The sequence below is a fragment of the Haloferax sp. DFSO52 genome (assembly GCF_048158745.1).
Lineage (GTDB): Archaea > Halobacteriota > Halobacteria > Halobacteriales > Haloferacaceae > Haloferax.
The window spans coordinates 260899-281212 of record NZ_JBLOPB010000003.1 but is presented as its reverse complement, the minus strand read 5'-3'; the positions used below and the strand labels follow the sequence as shown (position 1 = coordinate 281212).

The following is a 20314-nucleotide window of genomic DNA, read 5'->3' as shown; positions in this document are numbered from 1 at the left end:
TGGGAGTTCAGACAATCTCTCCCCCTTATTCGTCCGGTGCGATACCTTCCCACTCGTCGTATTCGACGTTGACGTCGAGATGCGAGAGCGCACGGGCCATCGTCCGGGTAATCATCTCGTCGATGGTTTTCGGTTGCTGGTAGAACGACGGGAACGGTGGGAAGACGATTCCACCGGCGTCGGTCACTTCGAGCATGTTCTTCAGGTGAATCCGATTGAATGGCTTTTCACGCGGCATGACGACGAGGGGGCGTCGTTCTTTCAACATTACGTCGGCAGAGCGTGTGATGAGACTGCCGGACGCGGCGTGGGCGATGTTTGAAAGCGTCTTCATCGAACACGGGACGATCAACATCCCGTTCGTGTTGAACGAACCGCTCGCAGTCGTCGCTCCGATGTTCTTGTTGCTGTGGACGACATCCGCCAGCGCTTCGATGTCGGCGACGTCGTAGCGAGCCTCCTGCTTGATGTTTATCTTCGACGCATTCGAGAGAATCAGATGCACTTCGCAGTCCAGCGGCTCTAGTAACTCTAACGCTCGAATTCCGTAGATTTGACCGGTCGCGCCGGTCATCCCGATAACCACTCGGTTTGGCATACGTGAACGTCGGTGTAAGGCTATAAAGTATTGTCGTGGATACGTTCCCAAATCGGGCAACTGTATTCCCGCTGGGTCACCCGATAGTTAATCACCCTGGGAGCGTAATCGATTGCTATGCAAGGACGTGTTTCGACGGGGGCCGGGAAGGCCGCAGGGTTCGTCTCTAGTATTTCTGACCTCGTCGTCGAAGAGTTAGGCTTCGATCCGTTCCCGGGGACGTTCAACCTCACTGGAAGCAGAGTAGCCGATGAGTTTCCGAGCAAAACCTTTCGGGACATCGAGGAGGCTGGAGATGTCTGTGAAGGCGTTCAGTTCTTCGAGTGCGACGTGGCGGGGGTCCACAGTGCCGTCATCGTCCCGATCATCGAAGGCTATCCTGACGACCAGATAGAGATTCTCGCACCAGTCTCCCTTCGAACGGTATTAGATATCTCAGACGGTGACACAATCGAGCTCACACGGAGAGACGACAGGTGTCTGTCTGGCGGTCCGACTGTTACTGTCGACGGGCTCGACTCGTTCGACGCCGTCGTCTTCGACCTCGACCAAACACTCGTCGACCTCGAGGTCGATTGGGACGCGGTGAGAGCAGACCTCGACGACCTCCTCGGGTCGTACGTGTCAGGCGACCTCTTCGCCTCGGAGTCCGACCTCGGAACAGTTGCGCGTGACAATGATGTGTACGAATCTTATCTCACGATTCTCGAATCTGCAGAGGTCGACGGTGCCCGTCACGCGTCGCCTCTGACGACACTCGCGACACTCTCAGAACTCAGCTCTCCTCTCGGCGTCTGTACGAAAAATTCGGTCGTCGCTGCAGAGATCGCACTCGAACGATTCGGTGTAACTGACGCTGTCGACGTTATCGTCGGACGTGAAACCCTGTTCGAACAAAAACCACATCCAAAGCCACTCGAACTCTGTGTCTCGGAACTCGGCGTACGCCCAGGAGACGCTGTCTTCATCGGTGACGATCAACGCGACTGCACCGCGGCGACGCGAGCAGGAATGAGCTATTTCCACCCCGAACGCCTCGAAGAAACACCGTGAGACGGGTGGGTTGCAAACGACCGGTTACTGTGGTTGGGAGATTTCGAGGACGTACCCATCCGGGTCTTCGACCAACATGAGACGTCGCCCCCAATCGACGTCGCGGGGAGTCGTTAACACGTCGCCACCGTACGCTGCGGTCGCTGCTTCTGCGTTCTCACTGACTGCATCGACGTCGTCTACGTCGACGACGATGATAACGCCATCTCCACGGCGTTCACCCGGTGGTTCGAGGCCGAATGCTGCGAGTTCTGCCTCGCCGAAGTCCGCTTCAATTTTTAGCTGTGCTGCTCCCGTCTCGAAGGCGACTGACCGCGAGCCTTCTTCGAGGATGTCGAACCCAAGCGCCTCGTAGAACGCTTTCGACCGTTCGAGGTCCGATGTCATCAGGAATGTTTGGTGAAGTTTCACGACGCGGAGTTCACCGAGCGCGAGTAAAGAGATTTCGACCGTTCGAGTTGTCTCAGTGCGACTGCCCCCGGCCATTGATGTACCGTTCTACAGCAGAGACAGTAACTCCGCTACGGGGTAAAGTAAATATACGTCACGTACGGACCTATCAGTATGGACCGGTCACCACACGCGGATCCGTGGAGTGTCTCGGAAACAGCACTCTACCACTCCCTCCGAGAACGATTTGGATCCGGTGAGAAGACAGTGTTGGCGACGATTGTCGACGTCGAAGGGTCGGCGTACCGTCGCCCCGGTGCAAAGATGTTGATTTCGGCTGATTCGGAGAGTCTTGGCGCAGTAACTGCTGGCTGTCTGGAAGGGACCGTTATCGAGGACGCCACACACGTGTTCGAGACTGCAGAACCACAACTCGAAATCTACGACCTGACGGACGACGACGAGTGGGGACTCGGTATCGGTTGTAACGGTATCATCTCGATTCTGTTTGAACCGGTCGACAAATCCATCGGTGCTGCGCTCGAGTTGATCGGTGAGCGGAAATCCGCCACGGTTCACACCGTTATCGACGCAGACGACTCTGCCGTCTCGATTGGTGACCGACTCGTTAGTGGACCGGACGGAACTCGAGTCGAGACCGAAACCAGGGAGCTCTCTGACTCTGTTGTTGCGGCGCTCGATTCATCTGTGGCCGACGACAGTAGAACATCCCGTGCAGAGGTTTCGACCGAAAACGGGTCTGTGACGATATACACCGAACGAATCGACCCGGCACCACGACTGTTACTCTTCGGGAATCAGAACGACATCCATCCAGTCTCTCGAGTAGGGCGAGACGTTGGGTTCGAGGTTGTCGTTGCATCCGCTCGTGGGGCGAAATCGTCAACCGACGAATTCCAGTACGCACACGAGGTGGTCTCTTCTCACCCGACTTCCATCGCGGACTACACTGACGAGTTGACGTATCCGGTACTGATGTCGCACAACTTTATCGACGACCGACTCGCGCTGGAGACACTGTTGACTGATTCTGCCGTTCCGTACGTCGGTCTGATGGGTCCACGCAAGCGATTCGAAGAGATGCAAACAGCGTTTGCCAACGAAGGACAGGAGTTCAGCGACGAACAACTGGAACGGATCGCAACTCCAGTCGGTCTGGACTTAGGTGGTGGCGAACCTGTCCAAATTGCGCTCAGTATCGTCAGCGAAGTACTCGCGGTTCACAAAGACCGGACTGGGGGGCGGCTAAAAGAGAAGAACGGCCCAGTACACGAACGGGCACCTGCCCTATCGTAAAACATCTCCAGAGATATGCAAACGTGAGTGAACACAGAAGAGAGCACCCGACTGAGCAGTTGGGCTCACCGTCCCGGATGACCCTAAAATCACCGTCGGAGTGCGTGAAACCGAGGACATGTTCCCTAACCGCAGGAACTTTTATAATAGATGCCCATGTTAGTACATACGTCTTCGGAAACGGAGAACGATGAGCACATTCGGTCAGAGACCTCGATGTGAACTCGTGAATACCTGACAGAACAAGAGGAGTGATCGAAGAAGAAATACGATTCTGTCCCACCGTGCCATAGGTGGCAAATATCAGACGTGTGGTTGCCCCTGCTACCACACCTATTCAGCCACACGTGTACCTCAAACCACGTCCCCTGGTCCTGGTGGAACGACAGAAGTGAATCAAGGCACCACCGCTAAGCGGAACGTTACGATATCATCAACCATTGAAACTCAGATCCAAATCCTTGATTCGGCGAACACCGCTTTGCGAACACATTTTTGACGCTCGCTAGGATCGCTGTCACGGAGCGTATCCGGTAGATTGTCACCGGCTTAGATGTCATCAGTGAAGCCCGATACACGATCGGCAGAATTTTACAGATTTGATATAGCGATATACGATACATCAACAAACCACGTTCTCATGCCCCGTGTTTACTAATCGGAGTTGTGTCAGTGGCACTCCCGCATAAGCCAAGGTATTAACTAGATGGGAGAATATCAGAAACCAATGAAAATCTCAGATTCAGAATCACCCCCACACAGAGCAGGTGGATTACTCGCCGGTGTGAATGCGTGACTCAACGCTCTGACTCCCGGGGTTCAGCCCCCGAAGACACACCTTCGAAGGAAACGACCAGAGAACGCCGGTACAAGTGGTCTCAGAAGAGTCTCGATGAACTTGTGGACATTTACTGGCAAGATATTGCTCCAAAGCGACTTCGTGATGGTTACGACGAAGATCGAGACGTCCCTCGATACGAGTGGCTCACAGAACATGGATTTAGTGGAATCGCGTACGCGCTTCGCGAACATCACGACTTGACGCTTACTCAGTTCTTCGTCGACGTCGTTGGACTCGAAGACGACGACGCTGACGAATGGGAGTGGGGAATCGACCACGATGCCACCGTCGATGCACTAGACGCATACCTCACGTCGATCTCGACTCGCGGAGGTCGGGCAGAAAGTACGGTCGATACCCACCGAACCCGGTTGTCGAAGTGGGTTCGCACCTATCGTGAGTTACACGAAACCGACGCACTGCTGGAACCACTCACAGAACTCGACACACAGCCCAGAGAAATCGAGCGCTGTCTCGCCGTCCTCGACGTCTTTGACGAAGACCTGTCGACTGATCGGTCGAAACTCGAGTATTTGCACGTCGCCAGAGCATGGTACTCCTTCGTGAAACGCCGGAAGTACGCGAAGTACAACCCAATTGCAGAGGCTGGCGAGGAGTTTGGCTGGGAAGCAAGTGAACCAGACCCACAAGCGCTCTCGGCGTCGCAGGTGAGACGTATCTACGGCGAGGTGGACGCACCCGAAGCAGAGTTGCTCGTCGTCGCGCTTGCAGGGTGGGGACTCAGACCGTCTGAAGTCGCCTCGTTGCACGCTGAACAAGTGGTTCTCGACGCTGATGACCCGCACCTCTCGTTTGGGGACGGAGAACGAAAGAACGGCCCCGGTGAGGTGACGTTGCTGTATGGTGTCGATATCGTTGCCGACAGAATCGACAGATTGGCAGACCGAACTACGTGGAACAGGTATCTGTTCCCATCTCGCTCGTCGTCGACGGGCCACGTCTCGGTGAGCACAGTCCGCCGCCGATTCAAGCAACTCGCAGACCGAGCAGGGGTTGTCGTCGACGGGGACACACCGACGCCGAAGATGGGTCGGCGATTCTGGTATTCGGCGTATCAAGAGGCCGTCGGGGAAGTTCTCGAAGGACTAGAGGGTGTTGCTGAAGATCAGGGGAGTTCGTCGACAGAGGTGGTCCTTCGAAACTATCTGTCGAGAGAACAAGAGCGAAAGGCCCGCCGACGGCGGATGTACGAGAAGTTGGAAGCGGCGTTTAACGTGTGATTAATTTGGAATCGAAATATTCGAAATAATCTCGACGGCACTGTGGAAAACTGAGGGCAGTCAGCGACTTCAGTTCGATTCTTCCAGGATTGGTTCGCCGAGAAGCGTTCGTGTCGTTCGTTCGAGGATGTTCATCCCAGCCTCTGCTGCGGAGACGTCGATGTACTCGTCGATGGTGTGGGCTTGTGCCAGACTCCCCGGTCCCCACGTGATTGCGGGGATTCCAGCGCTGTTGATGAAGTCTCGAACGTCCGTAGACGCTTTGATACCCCACGGGTCAGTGTCGGCACCCGCGACCGCTGCCGATTGTTCACGGAATATCTCTGCGAGTGGGTGGTCTACCGGGATGGACGCCGATGCATACGTCTCGTGACGCTCCCACTGGACGTCGATGCCGTGTTCGTCTCGGAGGTTCGATAGTAGCTCGTCGACCTCTGCGTCCGCCGATTCGATAGATTCCTCTGGGAGGATACGCCGGTCGAGATTGAGGCTGGCCTGTTCCGGAAGCACAGCTTTGTTTGCACCTACACCAGCACTCACCTGCGTGACTGTGGCGTATGCGTGTCCACACAATGGGTCGGTTCGTTCGCGTAACCGAGAGTCGTACGCTTCGATGGCGGCGAGTATCGGTCGAAGCTCAGGGATAGGGTTGTGCCCTTCGTCGGGTCTACTCGCGTGTGCTGGCACGCCCGGCCAGCTAATTTCGTACCACGCCATCCCTTTCTCGCTCGTCGCGACCCTGAGTTCGGTCGGTTCGAGTACGACGCCGTACTCACCGTCGAAGCCTGCTTCGAGGAGTGACTTCGTCCCTGGGTCTGCTGTCTCTTCTCCCATTGCGGCATGCACGACGAGTGAGCCCTCCAGTTCCCCGCTGGTAATCTCTTCGCGGAGATTGTAGGCTGTGAGCATTGCGATGGCGACACCAGTTTTCATGTCGACGCTCCCTCGGCCGTACAGGCGACCGTCTTCGACGATGCCAGCGTACGGGTCGTGGGTCCATTCGTTGTGGTCACCGGCGGGAACAACGTCGAGATGGCCGTTCAAGACGAGCGTCGGCTTCCCATCGCCGACACGTGCGCCGACCTGCGGTCGGTTGGGGTCTGGTTCTTCGAGGAGTGTCGCGTCGATGTCGTGGTGGTCGAACCAGTCGGCGACGTACTCGGCACAGTTTCGTTCGTTTCCTGGCGGATTCTCTGATTCGTGACGGACTAACGTGGCCGCGAGGTCAAGCAGCTCTGTCGGGTATTCGTCCGAGTTCGAACGTGTCTCGCTCATCGCGTCGGCCTCGTGTCGTCACCGAGTGTGTCAGGAGCAGTTCCGTACACTGCAGCCACGTCGTCGATAGATGGTGATATCTCGGTTACAGGGCCGACTGCTTGCTTCGCTCCCGCAGTGTCTTTCAGTCCAGACCCGGTGACGACGGCGACCACAGTCTCGTCGGCGTCGATGATCCCACGTTTGCGTGCGGCCCGGATGCCTGCAATCGGGGCGGCACCTGCCGGCTCAGCGTAGATGCCTTCTGTCCGCCCGAGGAGGGTCTCAGCTTCGAGAATCGCGTCGTCGGTAACTGTGAGTGCGGTCCCACCGCTTTCTTCGAGCGCTCGGCAGGCTTTCAGTGTGTTCCGTGGACGACCGACGGCGACTGCATCTGCCAGTGTGTCCGCAACAGTGTCGATGTCGTCGTACTCGTGGAACGCATCGTGGATTGCGCTCGCACCCGTTGGTTGAACGCCCAGCATCTTCGGCGTCTCGTCGACGTAGCCGAGTTCGGCGAACTCTCTGAGACCCTTCCAGCATCCGGCGATCGTACAGCCATCACCCATCGAAAAGACGACCCAGTCGGGGATGTCGTCCTGTGTCTGCTCCGCGAGTTCGTGACCGACTGTCCGTTTTCCTTCGATCTGGAACGGGTTGATGGCGGCGTTCCGATTGTACCACCCGTAGGTGTCGGTCACCTCTAAGCTCAGGTCGTACGCCTCGTCGTAGCTTCCATTCACGGCGAGTACGTCTGCGCCGTAGACACGAGGTTGAACGAGTTTCCCTTCGGGGGCTGCGGCCGGCACGAAGATACGACAATCGAGTCCACCCCGCGCCGCGTAGCCTGCGAGCGAGGCCGCAGCGTTGCCTGTCGACGCACACGTAACGACATCTCGACCAGCGTGACGGGCTTTCGTGACAGCGACGCTCGTCGCGCGGTCTTTGAAACAGCCCGTCGGGTTCTGGCCGTCGTTCTTGACGCGGACAGACACATCGAGTTCGTCGCTCAGCCGAGGTGCGTCGAGTAAGGGCGTCCCACCTTCGTCAAGCGTCACCGGCGTTGCACCGGTATCGACCGGCAGGAAGGCGCGATACTTCCACTGGCTCGCAATATCCCCGTTCAGCGGTGCGTCGAACCGGTCGTGAATAACGTCGTAGTCGTATTTGACCTCGAGGATGCCCGCGACACCCTCGTGGTTCGGGCACGTATAGATTATCTGCGCAGGGTCGTACCTCTCCCCGCAGAGTGTGCATTCGAGTGTGTCAACGTTATCAAGTGCCATAGCCCGAGATTGAGGGCCACCTACATTACTTCACCCCCAAGCATGTGTAGTACAGAACTTGGGTCGGTACTGGAGAACTGAGAATCAGTCCCAGAGTTCGTACATATCGTCTTCGACGTCGTCTCTGTATTGCTCTCCGTCGTAGACGACACCGACTGCGTCTTCGTCAACTGCTTTTTGGACTGTTGCGACTGCCGTCGCTTCGATTCCTTCGGCGTCGAGTGCGTCGAGCGTCGACGTTACGTCGTCTGCTGGAACCGTCGCGAGCAACGCACCCGACCCGAGGATCCGAATCGGGTCGACGTCCATCGCCGCACAGAGTGTCCGAGTTTCGGGTCGGACGGGAACGTCAGTCTCAGCCACGTCGATGCGGACTCCAGAGGCACAGGCAAGTTCGACCAGTCCGTTGAGGACACCACCTTCTGTCGGGTCGTGCATCGCCGTTGCAACTGAAGAGAGAACGACTGATTCGGGAAGAACGCTGATGTCGTCGAAGAATTTGACAGCACGGTCCACAGTCTCGCGCTCGACGCCGGAAGCTTCCAGGTCTGCGCTGAAATCCGTCGCGAGAACGGCGGTTCCTTCGATACCGGCACCTTTCGTGAGAATGACTACATCACCGGGTTCTGCACCCGACGTTGGGATGTACCGGTCGGTCGGCCCCATGCACGTCAGCGAGAGTAGTGGTCGAGAAAGCCCAGCGACTGTTTCCGTGTGACCGCCGGCGATTGTGATTCCTAACCGTCTCGCTTCGGCGTCGAGTTGGGCGGTGATTTCGTCGAGGAGGTCTGTGTCTGGTTCGGGAAGGAGAATCGTGCTCACGAGCCATTCGGGCATTCCACCACAGGCAGCAACGTCGTTGCTCGAAATCGCGACGCCGAGCGTTCCGATTCGCTCTGCGGCGAGTGAAATCGGGTCACTGCTGATGACCATCGTGCCTTCGGTGGTTGCGACGGCCGCGGCGTCTTCGCCATAGCCAGCGCCGACGAGCAAGTCGTCGTTAGCCGCACCCGTCCGCGAGAAGATGTATCGGTCGAGGTCCGCGGGCGAGAGTTTGCTCATACCTTCATCTCTGTTGGTTGGCTTTTGTGTCTTCCCGTTCGCGGAGGCAGCGACCGAATCCCCTATGGCTAACTTTCCGCACACGAAATGACCACCCATGCAGATGACACCCGGCCCGACGGCGGTCCCGCAACGGGTTCGCGACCGACTGAGTGAGCCGATGCCGAATCCAGACGTCGAACAGTCTTTCTTCGACCTGTACGACGACGTCTGTGAGAAGCTGCAGACAATCTACGACACTGACGACGACGTGATCGTCATGGGTGGCGAGGGTATCCTCGGCCTCGAAGCGGCGATTGCATCGACAGTCGCCCCCGGCGACGACGTGCTTTGTATCTCGAACGGTCTCTACGGCGATGGATTCGCGGACTTCGTGGAAAACTACGGTGGAGAACCCACGCTCGTCGGTGCCGACTACACCGACTCACTCGATGTCGACGCTGTGGAGGAAGCCCTCGAAACAGGTGAGTACAAGGCTGCGACGATGGTCCACTGTGAGACGCCAACGGGAACGCTCAACGACATCGGCCCCGTTCTCGAACTGCTCCACGACCACGAAGTTTTGACCATCGTCGATGCCGTCTCCTCGCTGGGGGGGACGCCCGTCCCGAGCGAACACATCGATATCAACCTCGGCGCGTCACAGAAGGCGTTCAGTTCACCACCGGGACTGACGACTGTCGCCGTCAGTGACCGTGCGTGGGACGTTGCAGAAGAGCGCGACCCCAAATCGCTCTACACGAACCTCCTTCCGTGGAGAGATACGAGCGAGATGTTCCCGTACACGCACCTCGTCGCAAACGTCGTTGCACTCGACGAATCGCTGTCGATGCTGCTCGAAGAGGGTCTCGACTCGGTCTACGAACGCCACGAAGCGGTCGCCGCACACTGTCGTGACCGCGGTGCAGCGCTGGGCCTCGAACTCTATCCGGATAGCGACCGAAGTGCCCCGACGGTGACGGCGTTCCACCTCCCCGGTGAGGCGGAGGCCGTCCAGCAAGAACTCGAAGCAGACCACGATGTCGTCCTCTCGACTGGCCTTGACGACCTCGCAAACGACATCCTCCGCGTCGGCCACATGGGTTACAACGCCGAGATCGAGAAGGTCGACCGTGTGATGGACGCGCTGGAAATCGTGCTGGCCTGAGCGTCACGCTCGGGGAGTCACCGACGACAAACTGTTTTCTGCGCCACCAGAGAGCGTCGTCACAGTGACCGAGAAGAAGTATCGAGAAGGTGTGTCGAGATGACGCAGCGTGATAAACCGGCCAGACACCACGACAGAAGAGTCGGACAGTGGTGCCACTCACTCTGAATCCTGACGGCGAGGTCGCCGTTCGGTCCACTCTCCGGAGACCAACCGTTCTGGAATCACCGCGACAGCAACGAGAATTGCCGGTCCGACGATAAAACCGGCCCACGTCAGAAGTGAGACGACACCTGACGTGACGAGTCCACCACGCGTTCCCGGGGACAGTGTGAGTTCGTCACGGAGTGCCACCGTCACCACCCATCCACCACTGACGAGTGGGACGACGACGAACGCTGTAGTGACGAATGCAGCAGGTGTCGGACCGGTCTGTGCCACCGCGAGTATCATCTGAACGAGCGTGTTCACTCCGCTCGCGACGATTGCCAATCCAGCAACGCCGAGGGCGACCCGAACAGGGGTATTCGTCCACGTGCGATTCCACCGACTTCGAAGATACCCGAGGCCACCGATGACGACGAAGAAAAATGGTCCGACGACGACGAGCGGATGCTGTCCTTCCCAGAGGTGTGTCTGAACGAGGTCGAACGGGACGGTTACGTACTCGGAAACCGAGAACGCTTCCCTGTAACCAACTGTGACGCCAGCAGGGCCCGACCGCTGCACTGGGTCGTAGACTGCCACCAGATACGTCGTCTCTTCTTCGACGGGGATGGTGATGCTGGCCGTCTGGTAGTTTGCTGACGGTGCAAAGGGTTCGTACGACGCGCTGTCGGGTCGCTCTCCTTCGACGACGACTGCACCCATTCCCTCGGGGACAGTGACCCCTGTTGGAACGTCTCCTGTTTCGTCCAGAGACGGACTCATGACGACGAATGACGGTGTGAACTCGTCAGATTGAGGTGTGAACGTTCCGACCCGCAACTGCTCGCCCGCCTCTAACGACATACGGTAGTACTTGACCTCACCCGGCCCAAGGCGGTCGTAGAACGACCACGATTTGACCGCATCTGGGACGCTCACCGCCCGTTCTGGCGTCGTGTTGTCGACGGGGAAACTCGGGACGTGTGCAACCACAGGAACCGCGAGCAACAGGATTGTAAGGACCACGATTCCCGTGCGGGATAATCTCATTACACAGAATACTGGTGTTAGTCAGATATCACGCTATCCCTCGAACGCGTCGTCTCCTGTACTCGCTCACGCGTGACTGGAATATCTGAATCCGCGATAACTGTGTCCGCACTCAGTTCGTTGGTGACTGTGTACCCAACAGTACACTTTTACGACGGACGTGAGTCCCGTACGTCATGTCAATTACGCGGGCGAAATCACTCGATGCACTCTACGAAGAGTGCAAGGAGTACGACCTCGTACTCGTGCCCGACGCGCCGATGGCGAGCGCACTCAATCGCCGCCTCGACACGCCACACTTCGGGCCGTTCGCGATAACACCCCGACGTCTCGCGGCCCGACGCAGGGAGAAAGCAGAGGACCGTCTCGCGTTTCTCGAAATTATCCAGACGACGACGCTCGACTGGAAAGAGACTGCATTCGCCGTCGGGAACATCCTACAGTGCTGGGAGTACCAGGGGACCGCCGACGCCATCCTCGAATACGACTCGTATGCAACCGACGCAACACGAATTGCTGTCGACCGCATCGAGGAGATGGACACGACATCCCGCCGCCTGACTGAGTATACTATCGACGCTGACCAATCGGTCGCAGTCGTTGGATTCGAACAATTAACCACGCTCGAACGGTCGATTCTCCCAGCCGATTACGACACCATCGACCCCTTTACCGACGACTCGTTCGACTATCCCCCGTTTCGTATTCTGGATTCTCCGGCCGCAATCGTCGATGCCGTACTCGACACCGTAACCGAAGCGAATGCAGGAGAAATCGGTGTCGTCCTCGATGCTTCCAGTCAGTACTCTTCGCTCATCGAATCGGCACTCGAAGCAGCTGACATTCCTTACTACGGTGGCCCCGGATTCACAGACGACCCACACCATCGAGCATTTCTTCAACTACTCAGAAGCGCACATGCCGGTCGAGATACGCGGATTGGAGACGTCAGGCCACTCCTTACCCAACTCGGGATGGCCGTCGATATCGAACACGACGAAAAACGACTCTCTGAGGTCGACCACCAGGATGTCGAGTGGCTCCTCGAATTCAGTACTGAGATTCGTACGTACACGTTCGAGGACGCCCTCGAAGCGTACGAGACGGTCACAGAGTCGACGCTGGACGCCTTTCGCGACGAACTCGCAGTACTCGGGATTCGAGACGACCTCGTAACCGAAGATGCGGTCGACCGCCTCGAATACTACCTGCAGTCGTACGAGGTCCCCGTCGAGCGCGAAAACGAGGGTGTTCTGTTAGCCGACGCGAAATCTGCCGCGCACGTCGACAGACCGGTCGTGTTCTATCTCGGCCTCGACGAAGGGTGGACGCGTTCGTCACCACGTCGGCCGTGGGTCGATCGCGACCGGGCGTTCGAGCGCAACATCCACCAGTTCCAACTCTTGCTCCAGAACGGTGTCGACCAGTACTACCTCGTCCAGGATACCGCAGGTGGGTCGCCTGTGACACCCTGTCTGTACTTCGAGGAGCTATTCGACGAAGCGTTCGAGCGCTTCAGTGACCTCAACTCCGAACAGTACGCACGGACGTATCGGGCGACACATGATGGGTTCGAGAGAGACCCACTCGATGTTCAGCCAGAGACAGTCGAGACGATTAGCCAGTCCAGTCTGAACACGTACGTCAACTCACCTCGAGACTACTATTTCAGCCGCCTCCTCGACAACCCCGACAAGGACTACTTCGAGGAAGGAAACCTCTTTCACGACTTCGCAGAGTTCTACGTGAGTCACCCCGACACCGTCACCGAAGACACACTCGACGAGGTTGCAGACGTGATTCTCGAGGAGGTCGACCCATTCCTCCGGGGTGTCGACAGAGCGGTTCGACGCACGAAATATCGCATCGGCGTCCAGACCCTCGTCGACTACCTCGATGCGAATCCAGCAGTCGGTGACGGCGGCGTCGCCACAGGTCGATGGGGCACGAATTTCTTTGCCGACTATTTCGAGAAGCCAATCGAGTCCGCGAACACCGAACGATGGTTCGAGAACGCTGCGCTCGGACTGAAAGGCAAAATCGACTTCGTCCAGAGTCCGACGCATCTCGTCGATTACAAGAGTGGGTCGAAGAAGTCTGCCACCTCGATAATCAAGCAGTCGGCGCTAGACCCACCGAGTGATACGCCCAACTTCCAGGCGCTGTTGTACCTTGCCCATCAGCGCACAGTCACGCCAGACGAAACGCTCGGGTTCACGTTCGTCCACTTCCTCGAAACACTCGACGACGTGGTTGCCGGCGGTGGGTCACTTGACGACTGTCTCACGACGGTGACGTACTACCCAGCCACGTTCGAGGAGTATATCGCACGTCCAGCGACCTTCACCGAACTGGAAGAAGACGCCGCGAACGACTGTAACAAGACGTTCTCGAAGTCCGACTACGAGGTGTATCGGGCAGTTGTCGACGAATACGAGTTCCCGGACACGCGTGATATCGACGAACTCGTCGACTCTGAGTTCGGACACGCACTGACAGCACGGATGGTCGAAGACGTTGGCGATTACAAATACGTCAAAAACGGCTGTAGACAAGCGCTTAGACACCTCCTTCGAATTCGAAACCGGAACTACTTCAGCGACGATGTCGAGGCGTTCGAGGAGTTCGTCCACGAACGCCTCTCGGAGCTAAACGCTCGACGTGCAGGTGGCGAACGCTTCCCAGTCAGAGGACTCGGTGGCGACCCGAACTATCGCTACGTGAACAATCGCGACTGCATTCTCGAGGGGGAATCACGATGACCGACCCAAACGACCAACAACGAGAACTCATCGAGAGCACAGACGGAATTCACGTCGTCGATGCTGGCGCAGGGACTGGAAAGACGTTCACTGTCACCCGTCGGTACGCCGAAATCGTCGATTCAGACGGCGTCGAACCAGAGGATGTCCTCCTCGTGACGTTCACGAACAACGCGGCCGCAGAGATGAAAGACCGAATCGTCTCACACTCTTCCTACGGGATGCGAGCACTCGCTGACGCACCCATTCAGACGTTCCACAGCCTCTGTCACGATATCCTCATGGAACACGGATTCGAGGCCCCGACACATCTCGGCATCGACGACCGAATCACTGGGTCGACGCGCGTCCTCGAAGATGAGAACGTCGAAAGAGCACAGTTCCGCGAATACATCAGACGATTCAGCGACGACCATCCCGAGTACGACGACTTCTTCCGTGCGGTTACCAACCCGGTCGAACTGCTCGGGTTGGTCAATCAACTCGCGGCCAAAGGGGTCTTTCCGACTGCTGATGGGTGGTACCGAAACGGCGAGCGACATCTGGATGGCGATTTCGAAGCGTTCCGCGCCCGTTTTGACGAGATAAATCAGCCTCGAAACGATGGACGCAAGCAGTCGAAACTTCGGTCGAAACTCAGTCGATACGGGACCAACAGATGCTACCTCCCAGACGCGCCCGACCGCGCTGAAATACGTGGTCGAGGGACGAAGCAAGTGCCAAGTGAACTGGCAAACACCGTGTTCGACGAAGACCGAACGGACCTCACAAACTTCGTCCACGACGTCTATTACGAGTACCTCGAATTCGCACTCAGTCGTAACTATCTCAACTTTGGATTCCTCCAACTGTTCGCGTTCGTCTTGCTCTGTGAAGACCACCAACTCCGTGACGACATCGCCTTCGAGTATGTGATGGTCGACGAGTTTCAGGATTCGAGTGAGATTCAGTTCAAACTCGCACTCCTCCTGGCCGAGACGAACAACATCTGTGTCGTCGGTGACTGGAAACAGAGTATCTACTCCTTCCAGTACGCCGCAGTTGAGAACATCACCGAGTTCGAATCCCGATTAGACCGGTTCGTCGGCGAATTGAACGACGACTACGAGCGTGTGTCGTGGACGACGCGGCCAATTACCGATATCGAACTCGTAGAGAACTACCGCTCGACACAGGCCATTCTCGATTTCTCCGAACACAGCCTCGTGACTCCCGCGGCAAGCAGAGAGAGCATCGACGTAAAGACGGTTCAAGACCGAATCGTGTCGCTCTCGTCGAACGCGTCTCACGAGAACTCACACATCGAGGCGATACAACACGAAGACGAGCACGAAGCGGTGTTGACGAAAATTCAGGATATCGTGGGCAACGAGGCGTATCAGGTCGAAGCAGACGGCGAACTTCGCGTTCCTGACTACGAAGATATCGCTGTCCTCACTCGGACACGAGACTTTGGCAGAGAACTGCTCTCTGCCGCAGAGCAGTACGGGTTGCCGATGGCGTACGAAGGTGGGATCGAGTTGTTCCGGTCGGACCACGCGAAACTGCTGTTAGCGTGGTTGCGTATCCTCGATTCCGACTCGGAACGTGGGTGGGCAGTCGTTCTCGAAGCCGCAGGCTACACGCTCGACGAAGTCAAACACATCCTCGATACCGAAGGGTATCCCACCGCCATGGAGGCGTTCAAAACGTCTCTGGCGTCGGTAGCGTCAGTCGGTGGCGTTGCGCAGCGTGTCTTCTCCCGCTACGACTTCGACGGAGTCCATGCAGACGTGTTGTTGACGACGATTCAGTCAGTCCACAACGCGACGACGCTAACTCGAGGCGACCTCATTCGGTTCATCGAACGTGGAATCGAAGACGGAAGCACACAGGAGGTTCACGCGAGCGCTGGCACGAACTCGGTGACTGTCCAGACCATCCACGCGGCGAAAGGGCTCGAACACCAAATCGTGATTCTCGCGAATATGAACAGCCGTCGATTTCCGCCGTCTAGCGGGAACAGCAACGCGATTACGTTTGACGACCCGATTGGACTGCGACAGCGGAAACACTACGACGACGACCACGGTTACCCACACAACTACGACAACTGGCGGACCGACGTTCTTCGGAAGTGCCTTCCGCGTGGATACGACGAAGAGCGACGACTCCTCTACGTGGCAATTACCCGCGCGAAAAGCCACGTCATCTTTTCGGCGGGTGAGACGCCCAATACATTCCTCGAAGCGTTACCAGTCGAAATCGAGACGGTCGAACCCGCTGTCGAAGCTGCCGCCGTCAGTGAAACGACACAGGCACACCTCCAGATTTCTATCCCGACCCCAGATGGACCAATCGGACACTCGCCACACACCCTGATGCGAGACGACGTGTTCGAGGGGGTCGAAGACGGCAGAGGCACCGATTTCGGAACACGCACACACGAGTTCGCTGAGGGGTATGCACTCGGTGAAGCTGTCGAGCCATCGAACGACAATGAGCAGCACATCAAGGAGTTTATCGACTCACTCGATGGTGAACTCCGTGTCGAAGAGACTGCCTATCTCCCGCTCACTGTCGATGGCGAACAGGTTACAATCTCGGGAATCGTCGACCTCGTCCACATTCGCCCCAACGACGTCGAAATCGTGGACTTCAAGACCGACCTTGGTCGGCACGGCGAAGACGAATATCGAAAACAGCTCAGTGTGTACTACCACGTGTTGAATGACTGGTTTTCGAACCGGGACGTGTCGGCGAGTATCTTCTACACTGCTAACGCACGCCGCGTCGATATCGACCCACTCTCGCAGTCGGACATCGTCGAGATAGTCAAGGGCGTGATGGAAGAATAGGGCGGGCAGTACTGCTCAACAGTACGGAGTGATTGTGTGGGCCCAGATTTTCGGTGTGGGCTCGAATTCTCGATGTAAGCTCAGATTCTCTGTGTTGGCTCAGATGGTCGGTATGTCGACCGATTCGTCGGCGGCGGTTCGCCACGACCGAGTGGGTTCCCAGTCGAGGACCTCGCTGGCCTTCGAGGTATCGTACGCTGACGCGTCACCCTCGACAGAGCAGTTCTCTGGAAGGCTTCCGTATTGCTCTATCATTAGTTCTCGAAGTGGACGACCAAGCGCGTTGTCTGGGGCGACACAGTTGAACGCCTCGTGTCCATCTACCTCGGCTGTGAGCGCGGCTTCGACCATCTCAGCGACATCGCGAACATCTACGTACGACCAGTAGTTTCCAGCACCTGCGTCGAGGTTCGAAGTGTACTCGTCGTCACGACACGGGTACTCACCAGGGAGTTGAATCCACGATGGACGAATCGATGTAACGGAGATATCGTCGCGTCGTGCAATCGTCTTCCCAATTTCTTCAGTTACGATTTTCGAGAGTCCGTAGTCGTCTTCTGGCCGAAGTGCGTGTTCTTCGGTGATTGGAAGTTCGTCCGGAACTGGCGTCTCGTCGGCAAAGAAGAAGCCATACGCACCGTCTGAGGACGCCTGTACGACCTGTGCGCCGATACGACCGGCGGCCGTCAGAACACTGTGTGCTGCAAGTGTGTTGTTTCTGTACGTGTCGACACCGGTTTTGATTCCAGCAGCCGGAATCGCCGCCCAGTGGACGACAGCGTCCGGTTCGAGGTCTGTGAGTACGTCGAACACGCTTCCCTGGTCTGTGAGGTCCAGTGCCAGGTAGTCGACTTCTGGATGGCCGCCGGTACCGGGGTGCTCGAGGTCGAGACACGTGACCGAATGGTCTTCGACGAGTTGGTCGACGACCCACCGTCCAGTCTGACCACGTCCACCCGTAACTGCGATTTCCATGAGAGACGGTTCTCGACGCGAGTGATAACCTCGGCGGATTCAGGCGACGTGGGCGGATATTTTCCGGTGTTCCTACTCTTCTGAGGGCTCGCGTGTTCATTCGCGAGGGTGGTGGGTGTCCTGAAGGGGCTCTACCACCCCCGTAAATCGGTTCAAACGGAAGAAACACTCGTCGTCGCACAGAGATTGTAAGATACCTGATTGCACCAGTACATCCTCAGGGCCCAAGCGCTGCGATGTCGGCACTGACTGTCGCCAGCGCATCCGCGGGGTTCGAGTCACTATCTGCCAGATGCGTGTACCGGTGTTTCGGGATGGATGCCAGAGCCGTTTCGATAGCCTCACTATACGCCTCGACGCCTGGCTCAGTCGGGTCGTCGCCCTGCCAGACGTCGCGGATGACTGTCATCGAGTCGATACGTACCTCTAAATCGCGAGGTTCGTAGCGTGCCAGCAGTTGCGACAGGCCGAGTTGGAGAGCGACATACTCGGCCATGTTATTTCCAGAGTGAGAGCCGACGGGGCGACCGAGACGAACGAGTTCGTTTTCCTCGGCATCCATGATGACAGCACCTGCACCCGCGGGCCCCGGGTTGCCGCGTGAACTCCCATCGACGTAGAGGATAAAGGATTCGCCTGTCTGCTTGGGTGCTGGTGGCCGAGAGATTCCTGATTCCAAGAGGACTTCGAGCGCTCGCCGCAACTCTGTCGACGTGGTCGCAGGGTCGAACAGGCCACCGTATCCGGGGACAGCATCGTCGACGATCCTGGTGACGGTGGCCATCTCGTATCCGACGCGTGCGAGTACCTCGTCGACGAGCGTTGCGAGTGGTGAGAGGTGTTCGACTGGGAGTGTTTCACTGGTCACGTCACCACCCGCTTCGTGATTCTGTTGAACCCCACACTCTCGCTCACGAGTTCTGTTGCCGCTCGAATCTGTAGGTGACGACTTCGTCGCTATCGTCCCATTCGAAGGGACCGGGATGGACGCGCTCCATCCGCTGTTTGTAGGATTCGAGCGATGGCGACCCCTCTCTTCGGGCGTCGGCATCAGTGAAGTCACCGAGTGTTCGTTTCGTGACGCCGACTATCTCGAACGGTTCACCGTCGAGTTCGAAGGTATCGCCTTCGTCGGCGTAGCGGTTCGACGCGCCGCGAGTGAGCTGTGTCACGTCTCCAGCGAGCACGGATTGTTTAACGCGCTCGTTCGGGAGGAGGTCGTCGACATCGATTTCTGCCATTAGAGAGAAGTATGGGTCGACTGCTGAAAAACCTCACCGCGGGTGGCCACTCACCGATGGCAGGTCGGAACGTCTGTGCCATCTGTGTCTGAGAAGGATTATCCGACGTCCAGTTTCAAATCGAGAGTTCCAACTCTCGAAGAGGGGCTTTCTCGTCCGTTCAGAGGCTCTGGCGAGAGGACGAAGTCAAGCAGGGTCGTCAGTCGGTTATAGCGTGAGTAGCTCGCCGTCGTCTGGGATGCGGACGTTCTCTGTATTCGCTCGTAACTCGTCGCGCGTGAGCAAACAGTGATTGATGGCCTCCATGTGGACGGCGATGACCTGGCCGCCGGTCGCCTCCCGAACGGCAGCGACATCTGGTACTCCCATCGTAATCGGTTCGCCGTGAGTGAATCGCGCTTCGCCGGCGTTGAGGACGACCGTGTCGGGGTCGAACCGGTCGAGTGTCTCTGCAACCGCGTCGTACCAGATGGTGTCTCCCGCGATGTAGAGCGTCTGGTCAGAATCGAAGACATACCCTGAAACTGGTGCCATCCTCTCTGCGAGTTCGCCGTGTCCATGCCGGCCGGGGGTTCGGTAGATGATGATGCCGTTGAATACCGCTACGTCATCGATTGGCCGGACATCTGTGAAGCCGTCTTCGACGAATGCCTCCGCTTCGGCCGGTTGACAAAACAACGGAACGTCGGTTTCGAGCGCTCCTTTTGCAGCCTCGTCGAAATGGTCCGTGTGACGGTGCGTGACCACGACAGCATCGTACGTCAAGTCGACGGCAGGCATCGGAACGAGTGGATTGTCGCGTTGATTCGGTGTATCCTGTATCGGTGGGTTCGAACCGGGAGACGCCAACATCGGGTCGACGAGGAATGTGGTGTTCTCGAACGCCACGAGGAGTGTAGCGTGTCGGAGGAGGCGAATAGTGGAGTTCGTCGGCATACAGTCGCCTCTCAGTGTTGCATCGGGTTGAGAGTTACTTCGAAAGCACCGTTGAGTTGTGGGTTCTGTACTGGTGTGCTCTCTTCTCGGACAACTCCATGTGCATAGAGAACGTTAGACAATATATGAACGACACCAACCGCAATCACTCGAACGGATCACAACATCCGGAAGAAG

The 20314-nt window shown here is 57.4% G+C and carries 16 protein-coding genes; 6 read left to right on the top strand and 10 right to left on the bottom strand.

The window, feature by feature from the left end:
* Positions 1-25: 25 nt before the first annotated feature.
* The gene (locus tag ACK3SC_RS17265) at positions 26-598 is read right to left on the bottom strand and encodes a UbiX family flavin prenyltransferase (RefSeq protein ID WP_416841482.1); all 573 of its coding nucleotides are present in this window, start codon (positions 596-598) and stop codon (positions 26-28) included.
* Between the two features lie 117 nt (positions 599-715).
* Here ACK3SC_RS17265 and ACK3SC_RS17260 point away from each other — a divergent pair, with 117 nt between their 5' ends.
* Positions 716-1651, top strand: a complete 936-nt coding sequence (locus ACK3SC_RS17260; RefSeq protein ID WP_416841481.1) for an HAD-IA family hydrolase — start codon at positions 716-718, stop codon at positions 1649-1651.
* Between the two features lie 24 nt (positions 1652-1675).
* Here the strand turns inward: ACK3SC_RS17260 and ACK3SC_RS17255 are convergent, their stop codons facing one another.
* On the bottom strand, positions 1676-2062 hold the full coding sequence (locus ACK3SC_RS17255) for a VOC family protein (RefSeq protein WP_416841480.1): 387 nt from the start codon (positions 2060-2062) through the stop codon (positions 1676-1678).
* A 153-nt stretch (positions 2063-2215) separates the two neighbouring features.
* Here ACK3SC_RS17255 and ACK3SC_RS17250 point away from each other — a divergent pair, with 153 nt between their 5' ends.
* Both ACK3SC_RS17250 and ACK3SC_RS17245 read left to right on the top strand, forming a co-directional pair.
* Complete coding sequence (locus ACK3SC_RS17250) at positions 2216-3358, top strand: XdhC family protein (protein ID WP_416841479.1); 1143 nt, start codon at positions 2216-2218, stop codon at positions 3356-3358.
* 900 nt (positions 3359-4258) lie between these two features.
* Positions 4259-5440, top strand: coding sequence for a site-specific integrase (locus ACK3SC_RS17245; RefSeq protein ID WP_416841478.1), 1182 nt, complete (start codon positions 4259-4261; stop codon positions 5438-5440).
* 69 nt (positions 5441-5509) lie between these two features.
* Here ACK3SC_RS17245 and ACK3SC_RS17240 read toward each other — a convergent pair whose 3' ends face one another.
* From ACK3SC_RS17240 to ACK3SC_RS17230, 3 genes are all read right to left on the bottom strand, one after another.
* Entirely contained in the window at positions 5510-6715 is a 1206-nt protein-coding gene (locus ACK3SC_RS17240) for a M20 family metallopeptidase (protein ID WP_416841477.1), read from the bottom strand.
* On the bottom strand, positions 6712-7980 hold the full coding sequence (gene thrC, locus ACK3SC_RS17235; protein ID WP_416841476.1) for a threonine synthase: 1269 nt from the start codon (positions 7978-7980) through the stop codon (positions 6712-6714). Before thrC ends, ACK3SC_RS17240 begins: the two co-directional genes overlap by 4 nt.
* Positions 7981-8064: 84 nt before the next feature.
* Positions 8065-9042 (bottom strand): AIR synthase family protein, encoded by a 978-nt coding sequence (locus tag ACK3SC_RS17230; protein WP_416841475.1) that lies wholly within the window; start codon positions 9040-9042, stop codon positions 8065-8067.
* 97 nt (positions 9043-9139) lie between these two features.
* On the opposite strand from ACK3SC_RS17230, the gene ACK3SC_RS17225 reads away from it, so the two are divergent.
* The gene (locus ACK3SC_RS17225) at positions 9140-10189 is read left to right on the top strand and encodes a pyridoxal-phosphate-dependent aminotransferase family protein (protein WP_416841474.1); all 1050 of its coding nucleotides are present in this window, start codon (positions 9140-9142) and stop codon (positions 10187-10189) included.
* Positions 10190-10348: 159 nt separating this feature from the next.
* Here the strand turns inward: ACK3SC_RS17225 and ACK3SC_RS17220 are convergent, their stop codons facing one another.
* A complete protein-coding gene (locus tag ACK3SC_RS17220) occupies positions 10349-11386 on the bottom strand; it encodes a hypothetical protein (protein WP_416841473.1) in 1038 nt (345 codons plus the stop codon).
* 176 nt (positions 11387-11562) lie between these two features.
* On the opposite strand from ACK3SC_RS17220, the gene ACK3SC_RS17215 reads away from it, so the two are divergent.
* Both ACK3SC_RS17215 and ACK3SC_RS17210 read left to right on the top strand, forming a co-directional pair.
* Positions 11563-14148: a PD-(D/E)XK nuclease family protein gene (locus ACK3SC_RS17215; protein ID WP_416841472.1), complete on the top strand. Its 2586-nt coding sequence runs from the start codon at positions 11563-11565 to the stop codon at positions 14146-14148.
* The gene (locus ACK3SC_RS17210; protein WP_416841471.1) at positions 14145-16985 is read left to right on the top strand and encodes a UvrD-helicase domain-containing protein; all 2841 of its coding nucleotides are present in this window, start codon (positions 14145-14147) and stop codon (positions 16983-16985) included. The genes ACK3SC_RS17215 and ACK3SC_RS17210 overlap by 4 nt, the downstream gene beginning before the upstream one ends.
* A 99-nt stretch (positions 16986-17084) precedes the next feature.
* Here ACK3SC_RS17210 and ACK3SC_RS17205 read toward each other — a convergent pair whose 3' ends face one another.
* The 4 genes from ACK3SC_RS17205 to ACK3SC_RS17190 all read right to left on the bottom strand — a co-directional run bounded on the left by ACK3SC_RS17205 (position 17085) and on the right by ACK3SC_RS17190 (position 20137).
* The gene (locus ACK3SC_RS17205; protein WP_416841470.1) at positions 17085-17960 is read right to left on the bottom strand and encodes an NAD-dependent epimerase/dehydratase family protein; all 876 of its coding nucleotides are present in this window, start codon (positions 17958-17960) and stop codon (positions 17085-17087) included.
* Positions 17961-18177: 217 nt separating this feature from the next.
* Positions 18178-18828, bottom strand: coding sequence for a ribonuclease HI family protein (locus tag ACK3SC_RS17200; RefSeq protein ID WP_416841469.1), 651 nt, complete (start codon positions 18826-18828; stop codon positions 18178-18180).
* Positions 18829-18871: 43 nt separating this feature from the next.
* Positions 18872-19201: an ASCH domain-containing protein gene (locus ACK3SC_RS17195; RefSeq protein WP_416841468.1), complete on the bottom strand. Its 330-nt coding sequence runs from the start codon at positions 19199-19201 to the stop codon at positions 18872-18874.
* A 207-nt stretch (positions 19202-19408) separates the two neighbouring features.
* Complete coding sequence (locus ACK3SC_RS17190; RefSeq protein ID WP_416841467.1) at positions 19409-20137, bottom strand: MBL fold metallo-hydrolase; 729 nt, start codon at positions 20135-20137, stop codon at positions 19409-19411.
* Positions 20138-20314: the final 177 nt, after the last annotated feature.

Coding starts and splice junctions, on each gene's coding strand:
- ACK3SC_RS17205 (WP_416841470.1), bottom strand. CDS start 17,960: ATGGAAATCGCAGTTACGGGTGGACGTGGTCAGACTGGACGGTGGGTC.
- ACK3SC_RS17250 (WP_416841479.1), top strand. CDS start 2,216: ATGGACCGGTCACCACACGCGGATCCGTGGAGTGTCTCGGAAACAGCA.
- ACK3SC_RS17195 (WP_416841468.1), bottom strand. CDS start 19,201: ATGGCAGAAATCGATGTCGACGACCTCCTCCCGAACGAGCGCGTTAAA.
- ACK3SC_RS17260 (WP_416841481.1), top strand. CDS start 716: ATGCAAGGACGTGTTTCGACGGGGGCCGGGAAGGCCGCAGGGTTCGTC.
- ACK3SC_RS17220 (WP_416841473.1), bottom strand. CDS start 11,386: ATGAGATTATCCCGCACGGGAATCGTGGTCCTTACAATCCTGTTGCTC.
- ACK3SC_RS17240 (WP_416841477.1), bottom strand. CDS start 6,715: ATGAGCGAGACACGTTCGAACTCGGACGAATACCCGACAGAGCTGCTT.
- ACK3SC_RS17215 (WP_416841472.1), top strand. CDS start 11,563: ATGTCAATTACGCGGGCGAAATCACTCGATGCACTCTACGAAGAGTGC.
- ACK3SC_RS17230 (WP_416841475.1), bottom strand. CDS start 9,042: ATGAGCAAACTCTCGCCCGCGGACCTCGACCGATACATCTTCTCGCGG.
- ACK3SC_RS17210 (WP_416841471.1), top strand. CDS start 14,145: ATGACCGACCCAAACGACCAACAACGAGAACTCATCGAGAGCACAGAC.
- thrC (WP_416841476.1), bottom strand. CDS start 7,980: ATGGCACTTGATAACGTTGACACACTCGAATGCACACTCTGCGGGGAG.
- ACK3SC_RS17225 (WP_416841474.1), top strand. CDS start 9,140: ATGCAGATGACACCCGGCCCGACGGCGGTCCCGCAACGGGTTCGCGAC.
- ACK3SC_RS17190 (WP_416841467.1), bottom strand. CDS start 20,137: ATGCCGACGAACTCCACTATTCGCCTCCTCCGACACGCTACACTCCTC.
- ACK3SC_RS17265 (WP_416841482.1), bottom strand. CDS start 598: ATGCCAAACCGAGTGGTTATCGGGATGACCGGCGCGACCGGTCAAATC.